This window comes from Sphingosinicella sp. SM1-17 (assembly GCF_056821765.1).
On sequence record NZ_JBPDIO010000001.1, the window covers coordinates 2,236,495 to 2,258,565 of the forward strand.

At 64.8% G+C, this 22,071-nt stretch carries 21 protein-coding genes and 2 tRNA genes; 13 read left to right on the plus strand and 10 right to left on the minus strand.

What is annotated here, in order from left to right; all coding sequences use genetic code 11:
• The first annotated feature begins 24 nt into the window (after positions 1–24).
• The gene (locus ACRYLT_RS11175) at positions 25–891 is read left to right on the plus strand and encodes a phytanoyl-CoA dioxygenase family protein (RefSeq protein ID WP_482664173.1); all 867 of its coding nucleotides are present in this window, start codon (positions 25–27) and stop codon (positions 889–891) included.
• A 51-nt stretch (positions 892–942) separates the two neighbouring features.
• Here ACRYLT_RS11175 and ACRYLT_RS11180 read toward each other — a convergent pair whose 3' ends face one another.
• A complete protein-coding gene (locus ACRYLT_RS11180) occupies positions 943–3,147 on the minus strand; it encodes a TonB-dependent receptor plug domain-containing protein (protein WP_482664174.1) in 2,205 nt (734 codons plus the stop codon).
• A 115-nt stretch (positions 3,148–3,262) separates the two neighbouring features.
• Here ACRYLT_RS11180 and ACRYLT_RS11185 point away from each other — a divergent pair, with 115 nt between their 5' ends.
• On the plus strand, positions 3,263–4,330 hold the full coding sequence (locus ACRYLT_RS11185) for a phytase (RefSeq protein ID WP_482664175.1): 1,068 nt from the start codon (positions 3,263–3,265) through the stop codon (positions 4,328–4,330).
• Between the two features lie 193 nt (positions 4,331–4,523).
• A complete protein-coding gene (locus tag ACRYLT_RS11190; protein ID WP_482664176.1) occupies positions 4,524–5,648 on the plus strand; it encodes an AI-2E family transporter in 1,125 nt (374 codons plus the stop codon).
• 19 nt (positions 5,649–5,667) lie between these two features.
• Here the strand turns inward: ACRYLT_RS11190 and ACRYLT_RS11195 are convergent, their stop codons facing one another.
• Positions 5,668–6,426: an SDR family NAD(P)-dependent oxidoreductase gene (locus ACRYLT_RS11195; RefSeq protein ID WP_482664177.1), complete on the minus strand. Its 759-nt coding sequence runs from the start codon at positions 6,424–6,426 to the stop codon at positions 5,668–5,670.
• Between the two features lie 65 nt (positions 6,427–6,491).
• Positions 6,492–7,949 carry a sigma-54-dependent transcriptional regulator gene (locus ACRYLT_RS11200; protein ID WP_482664178.1) on the minus strand — a complete coding sequence of 486 codons (1,458 nt, stop codon included), beginning with the start codon at positions 7,947–7,949 and terminating at the stop codon, positions 6,492–6,494.
• Positions 7,950–8,135: 186 nt separating this feature from the next.
• Between ACRYLT_RS11200 and ACRYLT_RS11205 the strand changes: the two genes are divergently transcribed.
• From ACRYLT_RS11205 to ACRYLT_RS11235, 7 genes are all read left to right on the plus strand, one after another.
• Positions 8,136–8,273: an aa3-type cytochrome c oxidase subunit IV gene (locus ACRYLT_RS11205; RefSeq protein ID WP_482664179.1), complete on the plus strand. Its 138-nt coding sequence runs from the start codon at positions 8,136–8,138 to the stop codon at positions 8,271–8,273.
• A gap of 19 nt (positions 8,274–8,292) precedes the next feature.
• The gene (locus tag ACRYLT_RS11210; RefSeq protein WP_482664180.1) at positions 8,293–9,423 is read left to right on the plus strand and encodes a Re/Si-specific NAD(P)(+) transhydrogenase subunit alpha; all 1,131 of its coding nucleotides are present in this window, start codon (positions 8,293–8,295) and stop codon (positions 9,421–9,423) included.
• On the plus strand, positions 9,420–9,836 hold the full coding sequence (locus ACRYLT_RS11215) for a hypothetical protein (protein ID WP_482664181.1): 417 nt from the start codon (positions 9,420–9,422) through the stop codon (positions 9,834–9,836). The genes ACRYLT_RS11210 and ACRYLT_RS11215 overlap by 4 nt, the downstream gene beginning before the upstream one ends.
• Positions 9,833–10,225 (plus strand): hypothetical protein, encoded by a 393-nt coding sequence (locus ACRYLT_RS11220; RefSeq protein WP_482664182.1) that lies wholly within the window; start codon positions 9,833–9,835, stop codon positions 10,223–10,225. Before ACRYLT_RS11215 ends, ACRYLT_RS11220 begins: the two co-directional genes overlap by 4 nt.
• A 19-nt stretch (positions 10,226–10,244) precedes the next feature.
• The gene (locus tag ACRYLT_RS11225; RefSeq protein ID WP_482664183.1) at positions 10,245–10,532 is read left to right on the plus strand and encodes an NAD(P) transhydrogenase subunit alpha part 2; all 288 of its coding nucleotides are present in this window, start codon (positions 10,245–10,247) and stop codon (positions 10,530–10,532) included.
• Positions 10,533–10,586: 54 nt separating this feature from the next.
• A complete protein-coding gene (locus ACRYLT_RS11230) occupies positions 10,587–11,999 on the plus strand; it encodes an NAD(P)(+) transhydrogenase (Re/Si-specific) subunit beta (RefSeq protein ID WP_482664184.1) in 1,413 nt (470 codons plus the stop codon).
• Between the two features lie 245 nt (positions 12,000–12,244).
• Positions 12,245–12,320 (plus strand) — tRNA-Val (locus tag ACRYLT_RS11235).
• 174 nt (positions 12,321–12,494) lie between these two features.
• Here ACRYLT_RS11235 and ACRYLT_RS11240 read toward each other — a convergent pair.
• Positions 12,495–12,571: transfer RNA gene (locus ACRYLT_RS11240), tRNA-Arg, on the minus strand.
• Positions 12,572–12,865: 294 nt separating this feature from the next.
• Here ACRYLT_RS11240 and ACRYLT_RS11245 point away from each other — a divergent pair.
• Complete coding sequence (locus tag ACRYLT_RS11245) at positions 12,866–13,411, plus strand: helix-turn-helix domain-containing protein (RefSeq protein ID WP_482664185.1); 546 nt, start codon at positions 12,866–12,868, stop codon at positions 13,409–13,411.
• On the opposite strand, the gene ACRYLT_RS11250 is transcribed toward ACRYLT_RS11245, so the two are convergent.
• From ACRYLT_RS11250 to ACRYLT_RS11265, 4 genes are all read right to left on the minus strand, one after another.
• On the minus strand, positions 13,412–14,560 hold the full coding sequence (locus tag ACRYLT_RS11250; protein ID WP_482664186.1) for an osmoprotectant NAGGN system M42 family peptidase: 1,149 nt from the start codon (positions 14,558–14,560) through the stop codon (positions 13,412–13,414). It abuts the gene before it with no gap.
• 4 nt (positions 14,561–14,564) lie between these two features.
• Entirely contained in the window at positions 14,565–16,277 is a 1,713-nt protein-coding gene (gene ngg / locus ACRYLT_RS11255; RefSeq protein WP_482664187.1) for an N-acetylglutaminylglutamine synthetase, read from the minus strand.
• Positions 16,277–18,055, minus strand: coding sequence for an N-acetylglutaminylglutamine amidotransferase (locus ACRYLT_RS11260; RefSeq protein ID WP_482664188.1), 1,779 nt, complete (start codon positions 18,053–18,055; stop codon positions 16,277–16,279). The genes ngg and ACRYLT_RS11260 overlap by 1 nt, the downstream gene beginning before the upstream one ends.
• Positions 18,056–18,512: 457 nt before the next feature.
• The gene (locus tag ACRYLT_RS11265; RefSeq protein WP_482664189.1) at positions 18,513–19,076 is read right to left on the minus strand and encodes a helix-turn-helix domain-containing protein; all 564 of its coding nucleotides are present in this window, start codon (positions 19,074–19,076) and stop codon (positions 18,513–18,515) included.
• Positions 19,077–19,206: 130 nt separating this feature from the next.
• On the opposite strand from ACRYLT_RS11265, the gene ACRYLT_RS11270 reads away from it, so the two are divergent.
• Together ACRYLT_RS11270 and ACRYLT_RS11275 are read left to right on the plus strand one after the other, a co-directional pair.
• A complete protein-coding gene (locus ACRYLT_RS11270; protein ID WP_482664190.1) occupies positions 19,207–19,686 on the plus strand; it encodes a metallophosphoesterase family protein in 480 nt (159 codons plus the stop codon).
• A 117-nt stretch (positions 19,687–19,803) separates the two neighbouring features.
• On the plus strand, positions 19,804–21,165 hold the full coding sequence (locus ACRYLT_RS11275) for a DUF418 domain-containing protein (RefSeq protein WP_482664191.1): 1,362 nt from the start codon (positions 19,804–19,806) through the stop codon (positions 21,163–21,165).
• Here ACRYLT_RS11275 and ACRYLT_RS11280 read toward each other — a convergent pair.
• Complete coding sequence (locus ACRYLT_RS11280) at positions 21,162–21,713, minus strand: SRPBCC family protein (protein WP_482664192.1); 552 nt, start codon at positions 21,711–21,713, stop codon at positions 21,162–21,164. The genes ACRYLT_RS11275 and ACRYLT_RS11280 overlap by 4 nt on opposite strands.
• A complete protein-coding gene (locus ACRYLT_RS11285) occupies positions 21,710–22,018 on the minus strand; it encodes an ArsR/SmtB family transcription factor (protein ID WP_482664193.1) in 309 nt (102 codons plus the stop codon). Before ACRYLT_RS11285 ends, ACRYLT_RS11280 begins: the two co-directional genes overlap by 4 nt.
• Positions 22,019–22,071: the final 53 nt, after the last annotated feature.

Genomic DNA, 22,071 nt, shown 5'->3' on the forward strand with positions numbered 1-22,071 from the left:
GTCCGAGGCTGGGAACAACTGGGCATGATCATGCAGCCGGCGAGGCTTCAAGGGCACGACCGCAACGACGACCATGTCGCGCATTACTGGCGCGAAGGCTATGCCGTGGTTCGTGGCGTCTTCAGCGCTTCCGAGATCGCCGTGATCGCCGAGGCGATCGAAGCGATCCATGACGAAGCGCTCGCTCACGGACGCTGCTTCCGACACGGCAATCTCTTCTACAATGTGACGGACGGCGCCGACGGACAGCCTCTCGTTCGAATGGCGCAGTGGATGTCCTATCACCAGCCGGTTCTCAACGCCGTTCGCCTCGACCGGCGCATCGCCCACCTGCTGGAGCCGCTGATCGGAAGCGACCTCAAGCAGATCATCAACCAGATCCACTGGAAGGCGCCGGGGAGCCAGGGCGATTTCGCCTGGCACCAGGATTCGCGCTTTCGCCGGCCGGCACGGGCCTATCGCAATCTCGGCACGGCCTATGTGCAGACCGGGCTCGCCATCGATCCGCACACCCCGGAATCCGGCTGCATGCGCTTCATTCCGCGAAGCCATGCCCTCGGCAATCTCAAGCTCGACGAAAACACCAAGGTGCTCGGCTCGGCGATGAGCGACGAAGTGCTCGCCGCGGCCGGCCTGTCGGCCGCCGACGCTGTCGATCTCCTCCTCGAGCCCGGCGACCTGGCGCTGTGGAGCCCCTATCTCGTCCATGGGTCGGGGACCAACCGCTCGAACCACCGCCGGCGGCTCTACATCAACGGCTATGTCCGCGCCGGCGACTGCGATCGCGGCGAATGGGCATTCCGGGGCGGCGAGCCGGTGTCATTCGGGCCGCAGCAGGCGCTCGTGCATTACGAAGAGCTGCGGGAACGGCCCGAGCCGCATTATCCCTAGGGGCGGGGCCTGAGCCGACCGCTGCCGCCGCGAGGCGGCGGCAGCGCCGGTTCAGAAGGCAATTCGGAGGGTCGCCTGGAACAGCCGGCCCGATTGCTCCCGCTCGAGCTCGAACTCGTCAATGTCGCCTGCGGCACGATTGTCGAGTATCTCGTCGAACGAGTCCCCATCATATTTGCGGAAGGTTTCCCGCTTGGCCCGGTTGAGCAGGTTCTGGGCCGACAGCCGGAGCACGACGTTGCGGCCGAAGCGCCGCTCGATAAAGGCTTCGAGATCGGGGTCGTAACTGAGCTCGACGGTTTCGTCGAAATTGCTCTCGACCGCGCGGCTCCGGCCCGACAGCGAGGCGCCGAAACTCATGTCCCACGGCCGAACCGTTTGGATGAAGCCGACATTGTAGACGTGGTGCGGCTGGTTGTTGAACCGCCTTTCCTCTCCGGTGAAGGGGTCGGTCGTCTCGCTGTCCAGATAGGTATAGTTGGCGAACAGCCCAGTATCGGGAAGCCCGGCGAAATCGAGCGACGCGGAAAGATCCAGCTCTACGCCCCAAAGCCGTCCGTCGCCGATATTCTGCGGCGTGAAGCGGTTTTCGCCGATGCTCACGAGCTCGATGAGGTCGCTGATGTCGCGATAGAAAAGGTTGATGCCGAAGATGCCGTTTCGGCCGAGCCGCCGTTCGTAGCCCAGGTCGGCGCCCCAGGCAGTCTGGTTGCGAAGGGCCGGATTGCCGATGGTCGTGTCGTCGTCTCCCGGCGTTTCCTCCTCTTCAAACGGGGAAAGCAGGTCGTAATCCGGACGGCGGACGGTACGCGCGAAGGAAGCGCGGAACTGGTCGGCGGCGGTCGGCGCATAACGGAGATGAACCGAGGGGTTGAGCGTCTCGTCGTCGAACGAAGCGGAAACGCTCTCGCCCGAAACGTCACGACGGGTGATCTCGTAGCGAAGGCCGGCATCGATGGTGAGAACCGGCGAGGGCTGGAAGGTGAGCCTCAAGTAGGGATCGTAGCGATTCTCGTCGATGCTGAATTCGCCGCTGAGAAGATCGCCGTCATTGAGCCCGTCGCGCTCCTTGTGAAGCAAGTCGATTCCGATCTTGACCTCGAGCGGCGAGCCATTGCCGAACAGCAGGCTTGCGGTTCCGCTATATTCGTTGTCGCGGATCCGGAGCGTTTCTTCCTCGTCGAGCTCGACGTCGGTCAGATCGTCCTCATTCTCCCCAACGAAGGTCCGGACGTCGGTATTCTCGCGGAAACCGGCCCAACCCGCCGAAAGACCGAGCTCGGCAAAGCCGACCGGGAGCCGAAGGTCGGCTTCGAGGGCATAGGTGCGCTGGCTGATCCGTTCCTCCTGAACTTCCACCTCGTCGAATTCGAGCTCTTCGCCCTCCAGGGTGATCGAGGTCTCGTCCTCGTCGCGATCGGTATCGACGAACAGGCCGGACAGGCGAAGGCGACCTTCGCCGACCGGGGCGTTGATCTCGAAATTGCCGGAAATGTCGGTTCCGTCGCGGGTGTCGTCCTGAAGCTCGAGATTGTCGAATTCGGGATCGGTCTCGTCCGATCCGGAAGGAACCTCGTCGCCGAAGCGCAGCGAGACCTTCTCCTTCGGGTTGCGGCGCTGCTGATAGTTGAGCGCGGCCCAGAAGCTGGTCGCGCCGATTTCGCCCGCATAGGCGCCGGAGGCCGACGGCCGAACACCGCCATCCTCATTCACCAGAACGCTTCCGCGAAGGAAGCCGCCGCGGAAGGAGGCGCTTTCCTTGGTGATGATGTTGAGCGTTCCGGCAACGCCTTCGCTCGACTGGTCGGCGCGGGGCGCCCGGACGATCTCGATCCGCTCGACCAGGTCGGCCGGGATCCGATCGACGAAGAAGCTTCGATCGGCTTCGGCGCCGGGCGCTCGGCGTCCATTGATCAGGATGTTGGTGAAGCCCGGCGGCAGGCCGCGCATCTGAACGCCGTCATATTCGAGCACGTCGGAGGTGAAGGTCACGCCCGGCACCCGCTTCAGCATCTCGCCGACGGAAACCGGCTCGAACCTTTGGAAATATTCGAGATCGTAGGACAGGACCGGATTAACGTCGGTGGTGCGATTGCGGAAAACGAGCGTTCCGGTGACGATGATGTCCCGTGCTTGATCGGTTTCCGCGACCGGCTGGGCCGGGGCAGCGCCGGTAGAGCCTTCGTCCTGGGCAGCGGCCGGCGCAGCGAGTGCGCCGAGCGCGCAGCCGATCAGCCACGTGGTTCTGAATGACATGGTTTCCCCCCAAAGCTGTAATCGAACGGACTTTATCGGCGCCTATCGCCGCCCCGTCGCAGCGGGGGCTTAGGGGGAGAGCATGACTGGATCCGGTCGTTTAGGTTTCGGTTGGATGACCGCTCCGCTTCTGGTGCTGGCGGCGGGCTGCAGCTCCATCGGCGTGGGCGGAGCGCCTGCCGTCACGCTCGTTCCGGCGGGCGAGACCGTTGCGGTCGCGACCGCCAATCAGGACGCCGCCGACGATCCCGCAATTTGGGCCGCCCCTGCCGGTGCGACGGCGATGCTGGGCGGCCGACGAATTGCCGGCTTCATCGCCGGCACCGACAAGAAGGCCGGCCTATATGTCTATGGGCTCGACGGTTCCGAGCTCCAGTTTCTGCCCGAAGGCCGGCTCAACAATGTCGACCTTCGCGAGGGCGTGGTCGTGGAGGGGCGCCCGCATGTGCTGGTCGGCGCCAGCGACCGCGGCCGAATGGGGATCGCGCTCTATCTCTTCGATCCGGCGAACGAAGATCCGGCCAACTCGCTCCGACCCTGGGGCTTCCTCCCCAGCGACGTGGCCGAACCTTACGGCTTCTGCATGGGAATGGCAGGCGGAGTGCCTCACGCCATTCTGATCGGAAAGGATGGCCAGCTCCGCCAGGTCCGGATCGAGGCGACTCTGCAAGGGCCCCGGGGCCAAGAGGTCCGGCGACTCGCGGTCGGCTCCCAATCGGAAGGCTGCGTCGTCGACGAGGAATCCGGCCGGCTCTATGTCGGCGAGGAACTGGTCGGGGTCTGGAGCTACGGCTTTGACCCGGCTTCGGGCGACGACCGGCAGCTGGTCCAGGCCGTGGATTCGACCGGGCGACTGGTCGCCGACGTCGAAGGCGTCGCTCTGATACGGGACGGCGGTCGAAGCTATCTGCTCGTGTCCAGCCAGGGCGACAGCGCTTTTGCCCTTTGGCGCGTCGACATCGGCGAACCCGAATATGTCGGGCGCTTCCGGGTCGGGGCAGCCAACGGGATCGATGCCGTCACCGGGACGGACGGTATCGACGCCCGCAGCGGCCCCGTGGGTCCTTTCCCGGAAGGCCTGGTGGTTGTCCAGGACGATCGCAACGAAGGCGCCCAGAACTTCAAGCTGATCGATTGGCGCGAAATCAGAAGAGCGCTCGGGATCGATGGCTCAAGCGAGTAGCTCGACGAAGCGACTGGCTCGACCGATGCCGCGGGGCATGATCGATGCGGGTCCCGCGAACCTCGGGCGAAGCGCCTTGCCACAGCACGGTCTTTCGAAGCGATCGGTCTATTGACAGGAAGGCGCTAATCGGGCGGCTTGTGGGCCGCGACTGTCCGGGAGTTCGGATGGCGTCGCACGGGAGCTTCGCTGAATGACGAACTTCGCCGAGCAATCGGACATGATCGGCCAAGAGGAGACGCTTCGGCCGCCTCCCAAGGACAATCTGGAAAGGCGCGTATTCCGGATCACCGTAGTGGTCCTGGCGACGCTTGCTGCGGCCTATGTGCTGTGGCTGCTGGTCGATCTTCTTCTCCTGCTGTTTGCCTGCGCCCTGGTTTCGCTCATTTTGCTGAGCTTCACCAATGCGCTTCGAAGGCGCTCAAAGCTGCCCTTCGGGGTCGCACTGGCGCTCGTCGTGGCAGGACTGCTTGGGCTGATCGGCGGATCGACCTGGTTTTTCGGAGCGACCATGCAGGCGGAATTTGCCGAACTGGCCACCCGCCTTCCGGCCGCTTGGGCCGATCTGCAGGAACGAATGAGACTTTCCCCGATCGGTACCGCCCTGCTCGACCGTGCACAGGGTTTGGCACCGAGTGGGCAGGCGATCGTCAACGCCGCCACGAGGGCCCTGGCAGCGGTCGGTGGGGCCCTGTCCGGCCTCATCCTCGTCCTGGTCGGCGGGCTCTATCTTGCCGCCCAGCCGACACTCTATGCGGCAGGCCTCCTTCGTCTCATCCCGGTGAGCGCCCGCGGGTCGGCGGCCGAAACGCTCGATGCCATTTCGGTGTCGCTCCGGAACTGGCTGAAAGGCCAGGCCCTGGGAATGCTGTTCGTCGGTATCGGCACCGGGCTCGGTCTGTGGCTTGCCGGAGTTCCCGCCGCCTGGGCGATCGGCCTCGTCGCCGGATTGGCGGAGTTCGTTCCCTATCTCGGCATTCTCGTCGCGGGGATTCCGGCGGTCATTCTCGGCTTCGGCCAGGGCACCGAAACCGGACTGTGGACGCTTGCCGTCCTGATCGGGGTTCAGCAGCTCCAGGGCAATCTGGTGATGCCGCTCCTCCAGAACCGGATGGTCGACCTCCCGCCTGCAGTCACCATTTTCGGAATCATCGCCGCCGGGATCCTGTTCGGTCTGCCCGGCGTACTGCTGGCGACGCCGCTTACCATCGTGGTGCTGGTGCTCGTCCGCCGTCTCTATCTTGAAGAGGACAAGCAGGAGGTGCTCGCGAGCGGTGATGCTCCTCCGGCGCCGCCACCTCCCGCCACCGCCACTTGAGCAACGGCCTCGACGAGGCTCACAGCGAATAGCCTCCGTCGGCGACGAGACAGGCGCCGGTGACGAAGGCTGCGGCGTCGGAGAGGAGGAAGGCGATCTGCTCCGCGATTTCGGCAGGCTGGGCGAAGCGGCCGAGCAAGGTTCCGGACGCCATGGCTCCGAAAGCGGCCTCCTCGCTCCCGGCGCTCTTCACCAGCTCCTGGAAGAAGGGCACGGCGCTCCAGATCGGAGTTTCGACTCCGCCCGGGGCGACGGCATTGACTCGGATTCGGTGCGGCGCCGCTTCCTTGGCTGCGATCCGCGCCAGGTGGATGACGCCCGCCTTGGATGCGCCATAGGCGGCAATGCCCGGCTCCGCCTTCAAGCCCGCCGCCGAAGCGGTAAGCACGATGGCACCGCCCTGGCCAGTGCCCCGGATCGCCCGCATCGCCGCCTGAAGGGTAAGGAAGGCGCCATCGAGATTGACCGCCATCACCCGGCGCCAATCGGCGAAGGTCATTTCCTCGATCGAAGCGCCATCGGCCACGCCGGCATTGACCACCGCATCGGTAAGACCGGTCAGATCGGCCTCGGTCCAGAGCCGCTCGTTGGTCACGTCGCCGACGATCAGCTGCCGCTCGCAGGGAAGCGAAAAGGCAAAGTCGCGAAGTCGATCCTCGTCCTGATCGACGAGGATCAGCTTCTTGGCGCCGCTACCGGCAAGGCGGGTGGCGACCGCGGCTCCTATTCCCGAAGCGGCGCCGGTTATCAGCGCGACGGCGCCATCGAACTCCTGCATGACTCCGGCTTATACCGAATTCGGGTTGGCTGGACACACCCATGTGCCGGACCCGTTCCGACGCGCTAGGCGGCAGCGTCGATCCCGAGCTCGCCGAGCTTCCGGTAGAGGGTGGAGCGACCGATGCCGAGGCGCCGAGCCACTTCCGTCATTCGCCCGCGATAATGGCCGATGGCCAGGCGGATGACGTCGGCTTCGATTTCCTCGAGGGGGCGCAGATTGCCGTCGGGACGGTAAAGGGTGATCCCGGGACCGTGCGCAAGCGCGGCGGTGGCCGACTGCCCGTCCAGCCGACGGGCGTGAAAGTCGTCGGCGCGGCGGCCATGGGCGGCTTCGGCGGCGATCTGCGGGAAGTCGGCCGCCGTGAGGGCGTCGCTTTCGCACAGCACGGCAGCCCGGAATAGGGCGTTCTGGAGCTGGCGCACATTGCCGGGCCAGCCATAGGACATGAGCACGCCCAAGGCGTCGTCGGTGATCGACAGATGACGCATGCCGGGCTGCTCGGCAATTCGGGAGAGTAGGTGCCGGGCAAGGGCGGGCAGGTCGCTGATCCGGTCGCGAAGCGGCGGGATCGGCACGTGAACGACGTTGAGCCGGTAATAAAGATCTTCCCGGAACCGGCCGGCAGCGACCTCGTCGACGAGCCGTCGGTTGGTCGCAGCGATGATCCGAACGTCGACGGTCAAGGTGTTGCGACTGCCGACGCGCTGAATCTCGCCGGTCTCGAGGGCACGGAGGAGCTTGACCTGGGTGTCGAGCGGAAGCTCGCCGACCTCGTCGAGAAAGAGGGTGGAGCCGTCAGCGTCCTCGAAACGGCCGATATGGCGATCGAAGGCGCCGGTGAAGGCGCCCTTTTCATGACCGAACAGGACCGATTCGACGAGATTGCCCGGAATCGCTCCGCAATTGACGGTGTGAAGCTGCTTCCTGCCCCGCGGCGAAGCGGCGTGGATCGCCTGCGCGATGATCTCCTTGCCCGATCCGCTTTCGCCTTCGATCAGGACGGAAACCCGGGCGCGCGCCGCCTTGGCAGCGACGGCCAGTGCCGCCCGGAAAGCGGGTGCGGAGCCGACAATCTCCTCGAAACCGAGCGATTTGTTGATCTTCTCCGAGAGTGGCCGGAGTTCCCCGGCTCGCTTGCGCCGGTCGGTGGCGGCGTTGAGCGCGGTCAGCAGCCGATCCGGAGCGATCGGCTTGACCAGGAAGTCGCTGGCACCGGCACGCATCGCGTCGACGGCGCAGGCGACGCTGGTCTGGGCGGTCAGCACAAGCAGCGGAAGATCGGGCTTCAGGGCTCGGATCTGGCGGATCAGTTCCATGCCCTGTTCGCCGGGCAACCAATGGTCGAGAAGGATGGCGTCGAACTTCGGCTCCTGCGGATCGGCCATCATCGCCCGGGCCGATTCGAGATCGTTGGCCCCGCGCACCCACCAGCCGGCGCGAGCGCCGATGGCGGAAATGAGTCGGCGCTGCGCCGGCTCGTCATCGATCAGTAGCAGGCAGCGGGTGGGGTCCGGCCGCATTTGTCTTGTCCCTTTCGTCCGAAAGCGGGACCGGGACTAACCGAATCCGGTAAAGGCGCTCTTAAGAGGTCGTCGGTCGCAAAGTGGCTTGGTGCTGCCGCGAAATGGCGACCGTTCGCAGTGCCGGCTTGCCCTCGGCGGCGCACGCTTGGTAAGGGACATGCCGAACAGGGAAATGAGGAAGTCATGGCAGCCGAAGGCGACGCCGACCGGATGACCCGGTCGCACCAGAACACCTACAATTTTTTCATCGGCCTGATGAAGTGGGGCACCATCATCAGCGCGATCACGGCCATTATCGTCATCATGATCATCCGCGCCTGAGGCGCGAAAGGGGGGCGGGTTGAAGATCGCGGTACTCAAGGAGAGCGAGGCCGGCGAACGCCGCGTCGCCGCCACGCCCGAAACGGTCAAGAAGTTCGCCGCCCTGGGAGCGACGGTCGTCGTCGAGTCCGGCGCCGGGTCGAGCGCAAGCGTCTCCGACGCCGATTATGAGGCGGCGGGCGCTCAGATTGTGGCTCGGGCGCAGGCGCTTGACGGTGCCGACGCCATCCTCGTGGTCCAGGGTCCCGATCCGGCAAGCCTCGCCGGTGCCAGGCCGGGCGCCATGCTGGTCGGGGCTTTGAACCCGTTCGGCCGGCGCGATCGGGTGGACGCTTATGCGTCCGCAGGAATCGAGGCGATGGCGATGGAATTCGCACCGCGAATCACCCGCGCCCAGTCGATGGACATCTTGTCCTCCCAGGCGAACCTTGCCGGCTACAAGGCGGTGCTCGATGCCGCGGCCGAATATGGCCGGGTGTTTCCGATGATGATGACGGCGGCAGGCACCGTTCCGGCGGCTCGCCTGTTCGTCATGGGCGTCGGCGTCGCCGGCCTTCAGGCGATCGCCACCGCCCGGAGGCTCGGCGCTGTCGTCTCAGCGACGGACGTGCGCAGTGCGACCAAGGAACAGATCATGTCGCTCGGGGCCAAGCCGATCTTTGTCGAAAGGGTCGCCGGGATCGAGGGCGAGGGGGCCGGCGGCTATGCCACCGAGATGTCCGACGAATATAAGGCGGCCCAGGCGGAGCTGGTGTCCAGCCATATCGCCAAGCAGGACATCGTCATCACCACCGCTCTGATCCCCGGAAGGCCGGCGCCGAGACTGATTTCCGACGCTCAGATCGCGACGATGCGGCCGGGCAGCGTGATCGTCGATCTCGCGGTCGAACAAGGCGGCAATGTCGAAGGTGCAGTGGCGGGCGAGGTGGTCGAACGCCACGGGGTCAAGATCGTCGGCCACCGGAATGTGCCGAGCCGGCTCGCCGCCGACGCCTCGGCTCTTTACGCGCGCAACCTTTACAACTTCCTCTCCGCCTTCTGGGACAAGGAGGCGGGCAGGCCGGTCCTGCCGGACGATGACGAGATCGTCCTGGGCGTCCGCCTGACGCAAGGCGGCAAGGTCGTCAGCGAGCGGCTGCTCTCGGCATGAGGACGGCGGCGGCCAAAGCGGGGATGCTTTCGGCCGCCGTCCTGCTGTCGCCCGGCTGCAGTGGCGACTCCGACGAGCGGATGACCGAGACGAGCGAGCCGATCCGCCGCGCCAGCTTTCGGAGCCTGGCGGCTCGGGACTTCCTTGCATCCTGCCCCGGCGGCGCGAACCGCAGCGAGACGGCACGCCAGGTGGAGCGCCTCGAGGAACTGAAGGCCTTTGCCCGACGCAAGGGTGCCGGACATTCGCTCTGGCTGGCCGAAAACGACTGGGCCGCCGTGGTCCGGCGCTCCGAACGTGAGCCCTGTCCGCCCGGCGAGCCGGCTTATGGCGAGGCGTTGGCCGCGTTCAGCGGGACTCTCGATTCGCTTGCGGCCAGGATCGCAGAGCATCCGGCGGAGGCCAGGCGATGAAGGCCGCGCTCGCCCTCGCTCTGGCGCTGATCGTTGCGGGATGTGCCGCCCCCGGTCCGGTGCCCGGATCCGGGTGGAGCCGCGCGCCCGATCTGTCGGCTTATTCGGCGATGACGACCGTCGCGACCGTGGCTCGCGAGCAGGCAGCGCTCTGCTACGGCTATGATCCGGCGAGAGTCTCGGCAGATTGGGAACGGGATTTCGGCGGGCGCGAGGGAGCGGTCGTCGCCGCTCTGGTCGCCAGGCACGGGGAGGCGGCCGTACGCAAGGCGGAGGCCGAAGCGGCGCCGACGCAGCGGGTCGACTGTCCGGAGGTTCAGAATGCGCGCTGGCGCCGTAGCTATTCGCGGCTGCTGCGCCTGCTCGAAGTTCGGCTGGGGCTAGCTTAGCCAAGAAGAGGAGGGGGCGTTGGATTTCATCAGCATATTGTCCATTTTCGTGCTGTCCTGCTTCGTCGGCTATTATGTCGTCTGGTCGGTCACTCCGGCGCTTCACACGCCGCTCATGTCGGTGACCAACGCCATCTCCTCGGTGATCGTGGTCGGCGCCCTGATTGCGGCGATGGCGGCGGCGGTGCCGGGCGCGAAATGGCTCGGCCTGGCCGCGGTGGTGATGGCCAGCATCAATATTTTCGGCGGCTTTGCCGTCACCGAGCGAATGCTCGCCATGTACAAGAAGAAGGAGCGCAAGGGGTGAGCGGCCGCTTCGGCACCGCTTCCTTTTCGATGAAGACCCAGGGGGGAAAGAACCATGCATGAGACCGCCGCCCCGCCCGCATGGGTGATGCTCGCTTATCTGGTGGCAGGCATCTGCTTCATCCTTGCCCTGAGGGGGCTTTCGAGCCCGGAAACGTCACGAACCGGCAACCGCATGGGGATGGTCGGAATGGCCATCGCCGTTGCCGCGACCCTCGTCTCGCACGAGATTGCGGCGCTTTGGGAGATCGCGATCGCGATCGCGATCGGCGGAGCCATCGGCTTCGTGATCGCCCGCAGGATCGCGATGACGGCGATGCCGCAGCTGGTCGCCGCCTTTCACAGCCTGGTCGGCCTGGCGGCGGTCGCGGTCGCGGCGGCGGCCTATCTCAATCCGGCGGCATTCGGAATCGTCGATTCGGCCGGCCAGATCTTCCAGGTCAGCCGGATCGAGATGGGCCTGGGGTCGGCAATCGGCGCGATCACCTTTTCGGGATCGGTAATCGCCTTCCTGAAGCTCAACGGCAACATGTCGGGCAAGCCGATCATGCTGCCGCTCCGCCACGTGATCAATCTCGGAACGCTTGCGGCGATCCTCGCCCTGATCGCCTATTTCACCCAGGACCAGAGTCCCTGGGTGTTCTGGACCCTGACCGGGCTCGCCTTCGCGATCGGCTTCCTGCTGATCATTCCGATCGGCGGCGCGGACATGCCGGTCGTGATCTCGATGCTCAATTCCTATTCGGGCTGGGCTGCGGCGGCGATGGGGTTCACGCTTCAGAACAGCGCCATGATCATCACCGGCGCCCTGGTCGGAAGTTCGGGCGCGATCCTGTCCTACATCATGTGCCGGGCGATGAACCGCAACTTCATTTCGGTGATCGCCGGCGGCTTTGGCGGCGATGCCGCGGCCGGCGGGGACGCCCAGGCGACCGACCGGCCGTGGAAGCGCGGTTCGGCCGAGGACGCGGCCTTCCTGATGAAGCAGGCGGAACTGGTGATCATCGTCCCCGGCTACGGCCTCGCCGTGGCCCAGGCCCAGCATGCGGTGCGCGAGCTTGCCGACCTGCTCAAGGCGGAGGGCGTCACCGTCAAATATGCGATCCACCCCGTCGCCGGCCGGATGCCCGGCCACATGAACGTCCTGCTCGCCGAAGCGAACGTGCCCTATGACGAGGTGTTCGAGCTCGAGGACATCAATTCCGAATTCTCGCGGGCCGACGTCGCCTTCGTGATCGGCGCCAACGACGTCACCAATCCGGCGGCGAAGACCGACAAGAGCTCGCCGATCTACGGAATGCCGGTGCTCGACGTCGAGAAGGCGAAGACGGTGCTGTTCGTCAAGCGCTCGATGGGCGGTGTGGGCTATGCAGGCATCGACAACGATCTTTTCTACCGCGACAACACCATGATGCTCCTCGGCGACGGCAAGAAAATGGCGGAGGAAATCGTCAAGGCCATCGACTAGTCCGGGGGACTGGTCGATTGACGATTTCCGGAGCCATCGGAGGAGATTGTGAAGTCAATGGACTGAGCCGGGGGCTCAGTCCGCTTCACGATCTCGTCAAGGCCATCGACTAGTCCGGGGAACTGGTCGGTTGACGATTTCCGGAGCCATTGAGGAGATCGTGAAGGCCAGAAGCTGAGCCGGGAAGGGCGCCGCGCCTTGAGGCTTGCCGGAACGGCCGGGCAATGGCAGGAGAACGGCCGCCCGGGCGGTTAGCTCAGTTGGTAGAGCATCTCGTTTACACCGAGAGGGTCGGCGGTTCGAGCCCGTCACCGCCCACCATCCTTGATCCATGTGACCAGGACCGATTCGGCCTTCGGAGGCCGCGAACGGGACGCTCGAGACTGCCCCTCGTCGCCGCCAAGCTCGGAATTGCGACATCGAGAAACCTGCCGCAAGGCGGGGCCCTGCGCCTGCGAAAGACCCGGCGGCGATCAGCCCGTACTGTCCCTGATATGGCCCGCTCGGCAGGACTCGAACCTGCAACCTTCGGGTTCGAAGCCCGACACTCTATCCAATTGAGCTACGAGCGGCCGGCTCGCTTGCGTCATACTGCAACGGCAGATTGGCTCGGGTTTCGACCGGGGTCTGAACCGAAGCCACTCCAGGCGACGATTGATCCAGGCCGAGCCACGGTGCCTCTCAGGCAGTCGCAACGACCGATCCACGGTAACGCATTTCGCCAAGCCGGTACAGGGTTTTCGCCACGAAAGACTGTGTTCGTGGAGCGGCGGAAGACTGTTCGACCGTGATCCCCGCTCCGAAGAACAAGTCAATCCAGGTTAGGGCGATTTTCCAGGAACGCGAACCCCTCCGAAAGTGTTGAAATGCGTATGGAATCCCGAACCGCATCGACTTCCAGAGTCGACCTTCCGCCGCTTCCGCCCTCGGTGGCGGTTCTCCCCTTTCTCTTCATGCGCCGCTCCGGAAGCGATTCCGAATGGGACTTCCACGCCGCCTTGGCCGCGGCCGTCGCGGCGGAGCAGGCCGATACCAGCCACCGCAACACCGTCAGCCGGATCGCCTATCTGCTGTGCGAGATGGCCTGCCAATATGGTCGGCGTACCGGTGACGCCTTCGCTCCGGTCCCCTTGTCGCGGATGGAACTCGCCCGCGCCATGGGCGTGAGCCTGCCTCGGGTGAAGCGGGTTCTTGCGCTTCTCGCCCTGTCCCAGGCGATCGAAAGCAGCGGGGAGTCGATGCGGGTGCAGGATTGGCTGCGGCTGTGCGACGTTGCCGGCTTCGACTCGGGACGGCTCGGCGGCAGGGTGGACGACGAAGCCGAGCCCGAGGCGCGGAACGTGGAAGCGCTGCCGGTCGTGGAAACGCCGCTGGTGTTGACCGCTGCCGGCGATCAGGCCTGCTTCGTCTGATCAGTTGTGCGCCGAAGGATCGTCGCCGCTGTGCGGCGCAGGCTCCGTCGGCTGCTCGGTGAAGCCTTCCAGTCCTCCCAGTTCTTCGACGTCCCGGGTGATCTCCACCGAGCTTGAGCAATAAAGCGCGACCAGCTCGGCAATGGATGTCAGCGCGCTGACATGGATTCGCTCATAGCTGTGGCTCGCGTCGATCCCGAAGGTGATCAGAGCGGTCCTCACGTCGGCCCCGCCTTCGAGCGCAGAGGCGCTGTCTGACCGGTAATAGCGGAAGACGTCGCGCTGGTGCGGGATCGAATTTTCTTCGCAGAGTCGGATCAATTTGCGGGTGAGATGGTAATCGAACGGCCCCACCTGGTCGGCCATTCCGATCGTCACCCCGAATTCGGCGCTGTTCTGGCCGGGCGCGGTGGTGCCGTTGTCGATCGACACCATGGCGACGACATTTTCGAGCAGAACGGCCGAAGCGCCCGAGCCCACTTCCTCGGTGATGGTGAAGATGAAGTGGATGTCGACAGGCGTGGTGACCTTGGCATCGACCATCGCCTTCAGCGCCGCGAGCGCGGAAGCGCAGCCGGCTTTGTCGTCGAGATGGCGCGAGACGATATAGCCGTTGTCGAGAAATTCGCTGCCCGGATCGATCGCGACGAAGTCGCCGATATGGATACCCAGCGCCTCGACGGTCGGCCGATCGTGGCAGTCCGCGTCGATCCTGACTTCGACATGGGGCCAGCCGACCGGTTGCGTATCGACTTCCTCGTTGAACGTATGTCCCGAAGCCTTGAGCGGCAGGATCGTGCCGCGATAGCTGCCTTCCTCCGTCAGGATCGTGCAGCGCGTCGTTTCGGCCGATCGCGACGACCAGGTGCCAATCGGAACGAGCTCGAGCCGGCCATTGTCCTTGATCATCTTCACCGTCGCACCGAGCGTGTCGAGGTGCGAGACGATGGCTCGAGCCCCTTCCATGCTTCGGCCGCGGTAAAGCGCCAGGATGGCTCCGCGGCGGGTGACGGAGAAGGAGACGCCGATCCGGGTCAGCTCCTCGCAGACATAGCGGACGATCGTGTCGGTGTAGCCGGTGGGGCTCGGAATGGCGAGAAGGCGGGCAAGCTGCTCCACCAGATAGGCTTGATCGATCGCTAGCTTCATGGGCTCAGTTGGCAGCCATCGTCAGTGGGAACAAGAGGTCGATGAAGCGCTCGGCGGTCGGCTGAGGCTCGTGGTTGGCGAGTCCCGGCCGCTCGTTCGCTTCGATGAAGACATAGTCCGGCTCGCTGTGACTTTTCACGATGAAATCGACCCCAACCACCGGGATGTCGATCGCCCGCGCGACCGCAATGGCGGCCTCGACCAGCTGCGGATGCACTTCTGCGGTGACGTCGTGAATCGTGCCGCCGGTGTGCAGATTGGCGGCCTTGCGCACTGGGAAGGCGGCGCCCGCCGGCGGTATTTCGTCGAGCTCGTAGCCGGCCTTGGCGACGCAGCGTTTCGTCTCCTGGTCGATCGGGATCTTGGATTCCCCTCCGGTTGCGGCCGAGCGCCTGCGCGACTGGCGCTCGATCAGCTGGCGGACGGTGTCGCGTCCGTTGCCGACCACTTCCGCAGGACGGCGGATGGCCGCGGCGACGAGCTGGAAGTTGATGATGACGAGGCGCAGGTCCTCGCCCCTGTGGAAGCTTTCGACCAGCACTTTTTCGGAAATGGCCGACGCGGCCTCGATGGCTCGCTGGACGCTCTCCATCGATTCGAGATCGACGGCGACTCCGCGCCCTTGCTCGCCGCGTGCCGGCTTGACCACCAAGGATCCATGCCGCTCCAGCATCGCCCTTACCGCTTCTTCGTCGGTCGCCTCCACCTCCTCCGGAACGACGACTCCGGCAGCCTCGACGATCCGGCGAGTCATCGCCTTGTCGTCGCAGATCGAAAGGGCGACGGCGCTGGTCAGTTCGGACAGGCTTTCGCGGCAGCGCACCGTCCGGCCTCCGAAATGGAGCTGAAACAAGCCGCCTTCGGCATCGAGCACGTCGACCATGATGTTGCGCCGGCGCGCCTCGTTGATGATGATCCGCGCATAGGGGTTCATCGCCTTGGCCGGGTCGTGGCCGGCGAAGAGACGCTCGTTGATCACGTTGCGCCGCTTGACGGCAAAGACGGGCAGGCGGTGGAAACCGAGTTTCTCGTAAAGGGCGATCGCGCCCTTGTTGTCGTGAAGGACCGACAGATCCATGTAGCCCGCGCCGCGGGCGATATAATGTTCGGCAAGCCAGCGGATCAAAGCCTCGCCGACTCCGAGATGGGGCGTCTGCGGATCGACCGCCAGGGTCCAGAGGGACGAGCCGCGCTCGGGATCGTCGAAGGCGTGGCAATGGTCGATCCCCGTCACGGTGCCGATGACGGCTCCGCTCTCCTCGTCTTCGGCAACGAAATAGGTGATCAGCCGGGCATCCTCCGTTTCCTGGAAGAATTCGGGCTGTACCGGTACCATCCGATGAAGGGCGTAAAGGCGGTTGACGGCGTCGGCATCGGTGTCCGGAACCATGCGTCTGACGAAGAAGCCTGACGGCTTGCGATCCCAGGCGCGGTAGGTGGAAAGATTCAGGCGATAGGTGTGGCTGGGATCGAGGAACAGTTCCGCCGGCGCCGAGGCGATCAGCACATGCGGGTCGGTCACGTACATGGCGATGTCGCGCTGGTTGGGCTCCTCGGCGCGTATCTCGGCGACGAGATCCTCGACATCCTCGAAGGTCTGGGCGAACAGGACCCGCCCCCAACCGCATTCGACCAGCGCATTGGTCCGGAATTTGGCATCGTGGGGAAATCGGCCGAACGGGAAGAGGGGGCGGCGGGGGCGCACGCGCGTGGCCATCAGCCCACCCCGTGCGTCTGCAGCCACAGCTCGAGCAGTCCAACCTGCCAGAGCTCGGAGCCACGCAACGGGGTGATGTGGGCGGTCGGTTCGGCGAAAAGCATTTCGAGATAATCGCCTGAGAAGAGTCCCCGTTCCCGCGCCGAGCTGCTCGTCAGAGCGTCGCGAACCAGCTCGAGATAAGGCCCGTCGACATATTTCAGCGCCGGCACCGGGAAATAGCCCTTGGGCCGGTCGATCACCTCGGACGGGATGACCCGCCGAGCCACTTCCTTCAGGATGCCCTTTCCGCCCTGCGCGAGCTTCAGCTCGGCCGGCATCCGGGCGGCAAGTTCGGCGAGGTCGTGATCGAGAAAGGGGACTCGGGCTTCGAGGCCCCAGGCCATGGTCATATTGTCCACGCGTTTGACGGGATCGTCCACCAGCATCACCGTGGAGTCGAGGCGAAGCGCCTTGTCGACCGGGTTCGTGGCTCCCGAGCGGGCGAAATGCTCGGTGACGAACTGAAGCGGGAGAGTGGCGCCGTTTCGCCAGTCCGGTCCCAGATGTCGGTTGAGCGTTTCGGGATCGCGGTCGAAAAAGGCTCTCGAATAGGCGGCGACCGGATCGTTTGCGCCAGCCATCGGCGGATACCAGTGATAGCCGGCAAAGACTTCGTCGGCGCCCTGGCCGGACTGGACCACCTTGATATGCTTGGCGACTTCGCGGGAGAGAAGATAGAATCCGATATTGTCGTAGCTCACCATCGGCTCGGCCATTGCCTCGATCGCGCCGGGCAGTTCCCTCAGAAGGTCTTGCGAAGGAACGAATATCTTGTGGTGATTGGTGGCATAGTGGCGTGCGATCAGGTCGGAATAGGCAAATTCGTCGCCCTTCTCGCCATGCGCTTCTTCGAATCCGATCGAAAAGGTGGAAAGTCCGTGTTGCCCCATGTCGGAGAGGAGTCCGACGATCAGGCTTGAATCCACCCCTCCGGACAGGAGAACGCCGACCGGCACGTCCGCGACCATCCGCCGTTCGACGGCCGTCCGCAAAGCGTCCATCAGCAGCGCTTCCCATTCCTCGACGCTGCGACGGGCATCGCCTTCGGCCGGTCCGAAATCGAGCGTCCAGTAGGTCCTGTCGGAGAAGCTTCCGTCTTCCTCGTAGATGCGCACCGTTGCCGGAGGAAGTTTCCGGACGCCTTTCAGGATCGTCCAGGGTGGAGGAACGACGGCGTGCCAGCTCATGTAGAACTGAAGCGCTTCGCGATCGATGGACGTATCCACATCACCCGCAGCGACGATCCCGGGAAGCGTGGAGGCGAAGCGCAGGCGCCCGGGCGACTCACTGTAGTAGAGCGGCTTGATCCCGAAACGGTCGCGGGCAATCGCGATCCGGCCGCTGTCGCGCTCATGGATGGCAAAGGCAAACATGCCCTTGAAGCGCTCCACGCATTCGGCTCCCCAGGCATGCCAGGCCTTGAGGATCACTTCCGTGTCGCCCCCGGAGAAGAAGCGGTAGCCGAGCCCCTCAAGCTCCTGGCGAAGCGGCTGGTAATTGTAGATGCAGCCGTTGAAGACGAGGTCGAGTCCAAGTTCCGGATCGGTCATGGGCTGGGCGGAGCGGCTCGACAGGTCGATGATCCGAAGGCGCTGGTGACCGAGGCCGACCCGACCGCGCATCAGCTGCCCGCAAGCGTCGGGACCCCGCCGCGCCTGGCTCCGCATCATCGCGGCGACCGCCGCCGCGTCCGCCAGACCGGAATCGAACCGTACCTCGCCGGCTATTCCGCACATATCTTCATCTCTCCGCGTTGTGCCGGGCGGGCCGGACGGCCCCACGGGCAAGGCCCCAGGGTCGAGGCCGGTACAGGATCAGGCGTCGCCGAGCGCGACCAGCGGACTGCCGGACTACAGCTCCGGCACTGTCTCGAACTATTGGTCCATCGATCGAGCGTCGGCAACCCATGCTGCGACGGGTGGCCGCCGCCACCCGATCAACTGCCGGAACCCGAACGAGGTTCACCCACATTGATCCAGGTTACACAATTTACCGGCTTGGCCGAAAGGACGCTGTTGCCGGCGATCGGCGGTCGAGGATCACAGGCTGATCCAGCCCAGCATCAGCAGGATCAGCAGGGTCCCGAGGGCGGTGATCAGAAGCGATCCCGCGCAGCCCAGACGATTGGAGAAGAACAGGAACATGGATGCATGGCTCCGGAATGGTGAGTCCAGAGCCTAAAGTCGAATCGCGCTAGAGGTTCCGGATCAGCTTCACGGCGACCGCGATCCACTCCGGGTCGCTGACGACCGCCTGTCGCTGGCCTGTTCCAAGGGGGAGGAGGTGAAGCTTGTCGCCTTCACGTCCGATCAGTCGGCCGAACAGGAAGCGGCCAGCCGGTCGAGGCACGAGGACATCGCGGTTGAGCGCTTTCGGAAAGTCGGCCGGGGCCATCCGGTTGGCCCAGATTTCGTCGCCGCTGCGATAGTCGCCGATGCCGGCACTGACGTGGATCGCGACCAGTCCGGGCGAGGGAAGAGGTGGAACGGCGACGCCTTCGCTGTGCGGCGAATGGGCGCCCTCGACGTCAAGAGTCGCAGCAATTGGAACCTCCTCTCGAGACGGCAGCCGCACCAGGTCGGACGCTTCGACGCCAAGCGCCTGCGCGATCCGGTTGAGCCAGGCGACGGACACGGTCCGAGAGCCCATCTCCAGCCGCCCAATCGTCTGCGGCGTCGTCCGGGGTCGGCAGCGCTCTGCGACGTCCTGGAGCGTCATCCTCTTTGCCCGCCTGACTTCCCTGATCCTCGTGATCATGTTCGTTCCTAACCAGATCGGTTTCCTGCTTCTGGATTGTTCGTTCCGATATGGCAATGCAGGAGCCTGCCGGATTGAGCCCAGCGAACAGCACAGCGCATCCTGAACTGACCGAAAACGTTCAGGCGAAGTGGCGATCTTCTTCACCAGCGACACCCATTTCGGCGATCATCGCACGCTGAACATCCACAAGCGCCCCTTCGCTTCAGTGGCGGAGATGGACTCGGTGTTGCTCGAGCGGTGGAACCGTGCGGTGGGCGAGGGCGACGAAGTCTGGCACCTCGGCGACTTCGCCTTCAAGGGAGAGGCGGTGGAGGGGCTGCTGGCGCGGCTCAATGGAACCAAGCACCTGATCTGCGGCAACAACGATCCCCCGCTCACCCGACAGTCTGTCGGCTGGGCGAGCGTCCGCGACTATGCCGAACTGGAACTGGACGGGTGCAGGCTGGTGCTCTGCCACTACCCCTTCCGAAGCTGGAACGGCCAGCATCGTGGGGCCGTCAACCTGCACGGTCACAGCCACGGCAGGCTAAAGCCGATGCCTCGGCAGCACGATGTCGGCGTCGATATTCGGGAATGGCGACCGGTGGCGCTCGATCAGCTCCTCTGAGCCAGAGCGCTTGCACAAGATTGGCTTTGGAGCGAGAAGACCCGGCGCAGCCGGGGGAGTAGGCCGCGAGGATCTGAGTCGGCGTCGATCGCAAGCCGGATCAGCAAGGGGATGGGCATGGCCAGCATCGCAGCGGGTGACGAGCCGACCATGACGGCACCGGCGGCGAGTGAGCGCGCCACTCCCGTGGGACAGCGGATCGAAGCGCTCGACTTCGTCCGCGGCGTCGCTCTGTTCGGCATCTTGCTGATGAACATCACCGGCTTCGGGCTACCCGACGCCTATATCAACCCCACCAATGCCGGCGGCGCCACCGGCGCCAATCTCTGGTCGTGGATCATCGTTCAGATCGGGTTCGAAGGAACTCAGCGCGGCCTGTTCTCGATGCTGTTCGGAGCGAGCGTGATCCTGCTTACCACCCGACTGGAGGCGTCGGGGCGAGCCGACGCAGCCGACATCTACTTCCGACGCAACTTGTGGCTCATCGCTCTCGGCTTCGTGAACGCCTTCGTCTTCCTGTGGTATGGTGACATCCTATACGCTTACGGCGTCACCGCCTTGTTCCTGTACGCATTCCGCAACATGGCGGCTCGCTGGCTGATGACGATCGGCGTGGCGACCCTGCTTCTGGGCGCGCTGTGGAACGGCGTCGACACATCCAAGATGCTCGCCAAGCACGAGGCGTGGCAGGACGCCGTTACGGCCCGCGATTCCGGGGCCGAGCTGACGCCGGAGCAGGAGACGGCGATTTACGCCTGGGAAGAAGCCCGTACGGAGTTCAAGTCCCCGCCCGAGCGGATCGAGGAAGTGGTGGCGGCGCATACCAGCGGTTATTTCGCGGCTCTTGCCCATGTCGCGCAAATCAACAGCTGGTGGCAGACCTGGGGACTGTACCGCTACTTTTTCGACATGTTCGGAATGATGCTGATCGGCATGGCGCTCTATCGCTGGGGCGTGCTGACGCTCAAGCGCTCAACGCGGCTCTATCTTGCCATGATGGGTATCGGCTATGCGGTGGGACTGGCGGTCAATGCCATGGAAACACGCTGGATCCTCGACCATCAGTTCAGCGCCGTCGCCTTTGCCCAGGCGAATGTCAGCTACGATGTCGGGCGGCTGGCGACGACAATCGGCCATCTCGGGGCCTTGCTTCTGTTCGTCAGATCGGGGTTGCTGCCGTGGTTGAGACGAGCGCTCGCAGCGGTCGGCCAGATGGCGGTGACCAATTATCTCGCCCATTCAGTCATCTGCGGGACATTGTTCATCGGTCTCGGCTGGTACAACCAGCTCGAGCGCTACGAACTTTACTTTGTCGTGCTGGCGATCTGGCTGGCGCAGCTCGTCATCAGCCCGCTCTGGCTCCGCCACTACCGGTTCGGACCGGTCGAGTGGCTGTGGCGCTATCTCACCTACATGAAGCGCCCGCCGCTTCGGCATACGGCGGTTCCAGTGACGGCCTCGGCCGTTTCGGCGGCCTAGCGCGAAACCGGCACGTCCGCTGGGGTCCGCGCCCCATATTCCTGGGCATAACGATCGTTTCTGGACCAGAAGGGCTGACGTTCGCTTCCGGCGAGAAGCTCTTCGAGGACGTCGAGATGGAGGTGCCAGCCGCCCGACACATCGATCACCATCGCTCGGCTCGGCAGTCGCCGGTGTGTCAGGATGAAGAGCGTCTGCTCGCCTCTCGATTCGAGTTCCCAGCTGACTTCGGTCGGCGGACCGGATTCCTCGAACCAGTTGAAGATGAGCCGCCTCGGGGGATCGATCGCGACGATCTCTCCTCCGGACTCCAGGCCTTCATATTGGCGAAACCGCTCCGGGACCTCCTCGTCGGCAGGCGCCAATTCGGAGTTCCGGAAGACGAGCGTCAGTGCGCCGCCCGGGCGAAGCTCCATCTCGCCGCCGGCGAACCATTGGCGCCTGAGCTCGGACCGAGTCAGATATTCCCAGACCCGCTCGATCGGGGCGGGAAGGAGGCGCTCGAAGCGGACGGCGCCCGCCTCCGTGACGATCCCGTACTCGCTCATCCTTCTTTCTCCTGTTCGAGTGCGGCCTCGAGCGCATCGAGCCGCTGGTGCCACTGCCCGCGCACTCTGCCGATCCATTCGTCCACGGCCGCCAGCCCGTCCGGGTCGAGACTGTAGATGCGCCGCTGGCCGTCGACCCTGAACTGGACGAGTCCGGCCTCGCGTAGCGCCTTCAAGTGCTGGGACACGGCCGGAGCGCTGAGCGCGAATTCGGCGGCGAGCGCACTGGCGCTGAGTGGGCCCCGCCCCAGCAGTTCGATCATTCGTCGCCGGTTGGGCTCGGCAAGGGCAGCGAACTCATCCATTGGAGTAACTTAAGCAGATACTTAATTAAGTCAATACTAAAATACACCGTGGA

Excerpts from the sequence above, each read along its gene's own strand:
- ACRYLT_RS11175 (WP_482664173.1), top strand. The coding sequence starts at position 25 with ATGATCATGCAGCCGGCGAGGCTTCAAGGGCACGACCGCAACGACGAC.
- ACRYLT_RS11180 (WP_482664174.1), bottom strand. The coding sequence starts at position 3,147 with ATGTCATTCAGAACCACGTGGCTGATCGGCTGCGCGCTCGGCGCACTC.
- ACRYLT_RS11185 (WP_482664175.1), top strand. The coding sequence starts at position 3,263 with ATGACCGCTCCGCTTCTGGTGCTGGCGGCGGGCTGCAGCTCCATCGGC.
- ACRYLT_RS11190 (WP_482664176.1), top strand. The coding sequence starts at position 4,524 with ATGACGAACTTCGCCGAGCAATCGGACATGATCGGCCAAGAGGAGACG.
- ACRYLT_RS11195 (WP_482664177.1), bottom strand. The coding sequence starts at position 6,426 with ATGCAGGAGTTCGATGGCGCCGTCGCGCTGATAACCGGCGCCGCTTCG.
- ACRYLT_RS11200 (WP_482664178.1), bottom strand. The coding sequence starts at position 7,949 with ATGCGGCCGGACCCCACCCGCTGCCTGCTACTGATCGATGACGAGCCG.
- ACRYLT_RS11205 (WP_482664179.1), top strand. The coding sequence starts at position 8,136 with ATGGCAGCCGAAGGCGACGCCGACCGGATGACCCGGTCGCACCAGAAC.
- ACRYLT_RS11215 (WP_482664181.1), top strand. The coding sequence starts at position 9,420 with ATGAGGACGGCGGCGGCCAAAGCGGGGATGCTTTCGGCCGCCGTCCTG.
- ACRYLT_RS11220 (WP_482664182.1), top strand. The coding sequence starts at position 9,833 with ATGAAGGCCGCGCTCGCCCTCGCTCTGGCGCTGATCGTTGCGGGATGT.
- ACRYLT_RS11230 (WP_482664184.1), top strand. The coding sequence starts at position 10,587 with ATGCATGAGACCGCCGCCCCGCCCGCATGGGTGATGCTCGCTTATCTG.
- ACRYLT_RS11245 (WP_482664185.1), top strand. The coding sequence starts at position 12,866 with ATGCGTATGGAATCCCGAACCGCATCGACTTCCAGAGTCGACCTTCCG.
- ACRYLT_RS11250 (WP_482664186.1), bottom strand. The coding sequence starts at position 14,560 with ATGAAGCTAGCGATCGATCAAGCCTATCTGGTGGAGCAGCTTGCCCGC.
- ngg (WP_482664187.1), bottom strand. The coding sequence starts at position 16,277 with ATGGCCACGCGCGTGCGCCCCCGCCGCCCCCTCTTCCCGTTCGGCCGA.
- ACRYLT_RS11260 (WP_482664188.1), bottom strand. The coding sequence starts at position 18,055 with ATGTGCGGAATAGCCGGCGAGGTACGGTTCGATTCCGGTCTGGCGGAC.
- ACRYLT_RS11265 (WP_482664189.1), bottom strand. The coding sequence starts at position 19,076 with ATGATCACGAGGATCAGGGAAGTCAGGCGGGCAAAGAGGATGACGCTC.
- ACRYLT_RS11275 (WP_482664191.1), top strand. The coding sequence starts at position 19,804 with ATGGCCAGCATCGCAGCGGGTGACGAGCCGACCATGACGGCACCGGCG.
- ACRYLT_RS11280 (WP_482664192.1), bottom strand. The coding sequence starts at position 21,713 with ATGAGCGAGTACGGGATCGTCACGGAGGCGGGCGCCGTCCGCTTCGAG.
- ACRYLT_RS11285 (WP_482664193.1), bottom strand. The coding sequence starts at position 22,018 with ATGGATGAGTTCGCTGCCCTTGCCGAGCCCAACCGGCGACGAATGATC.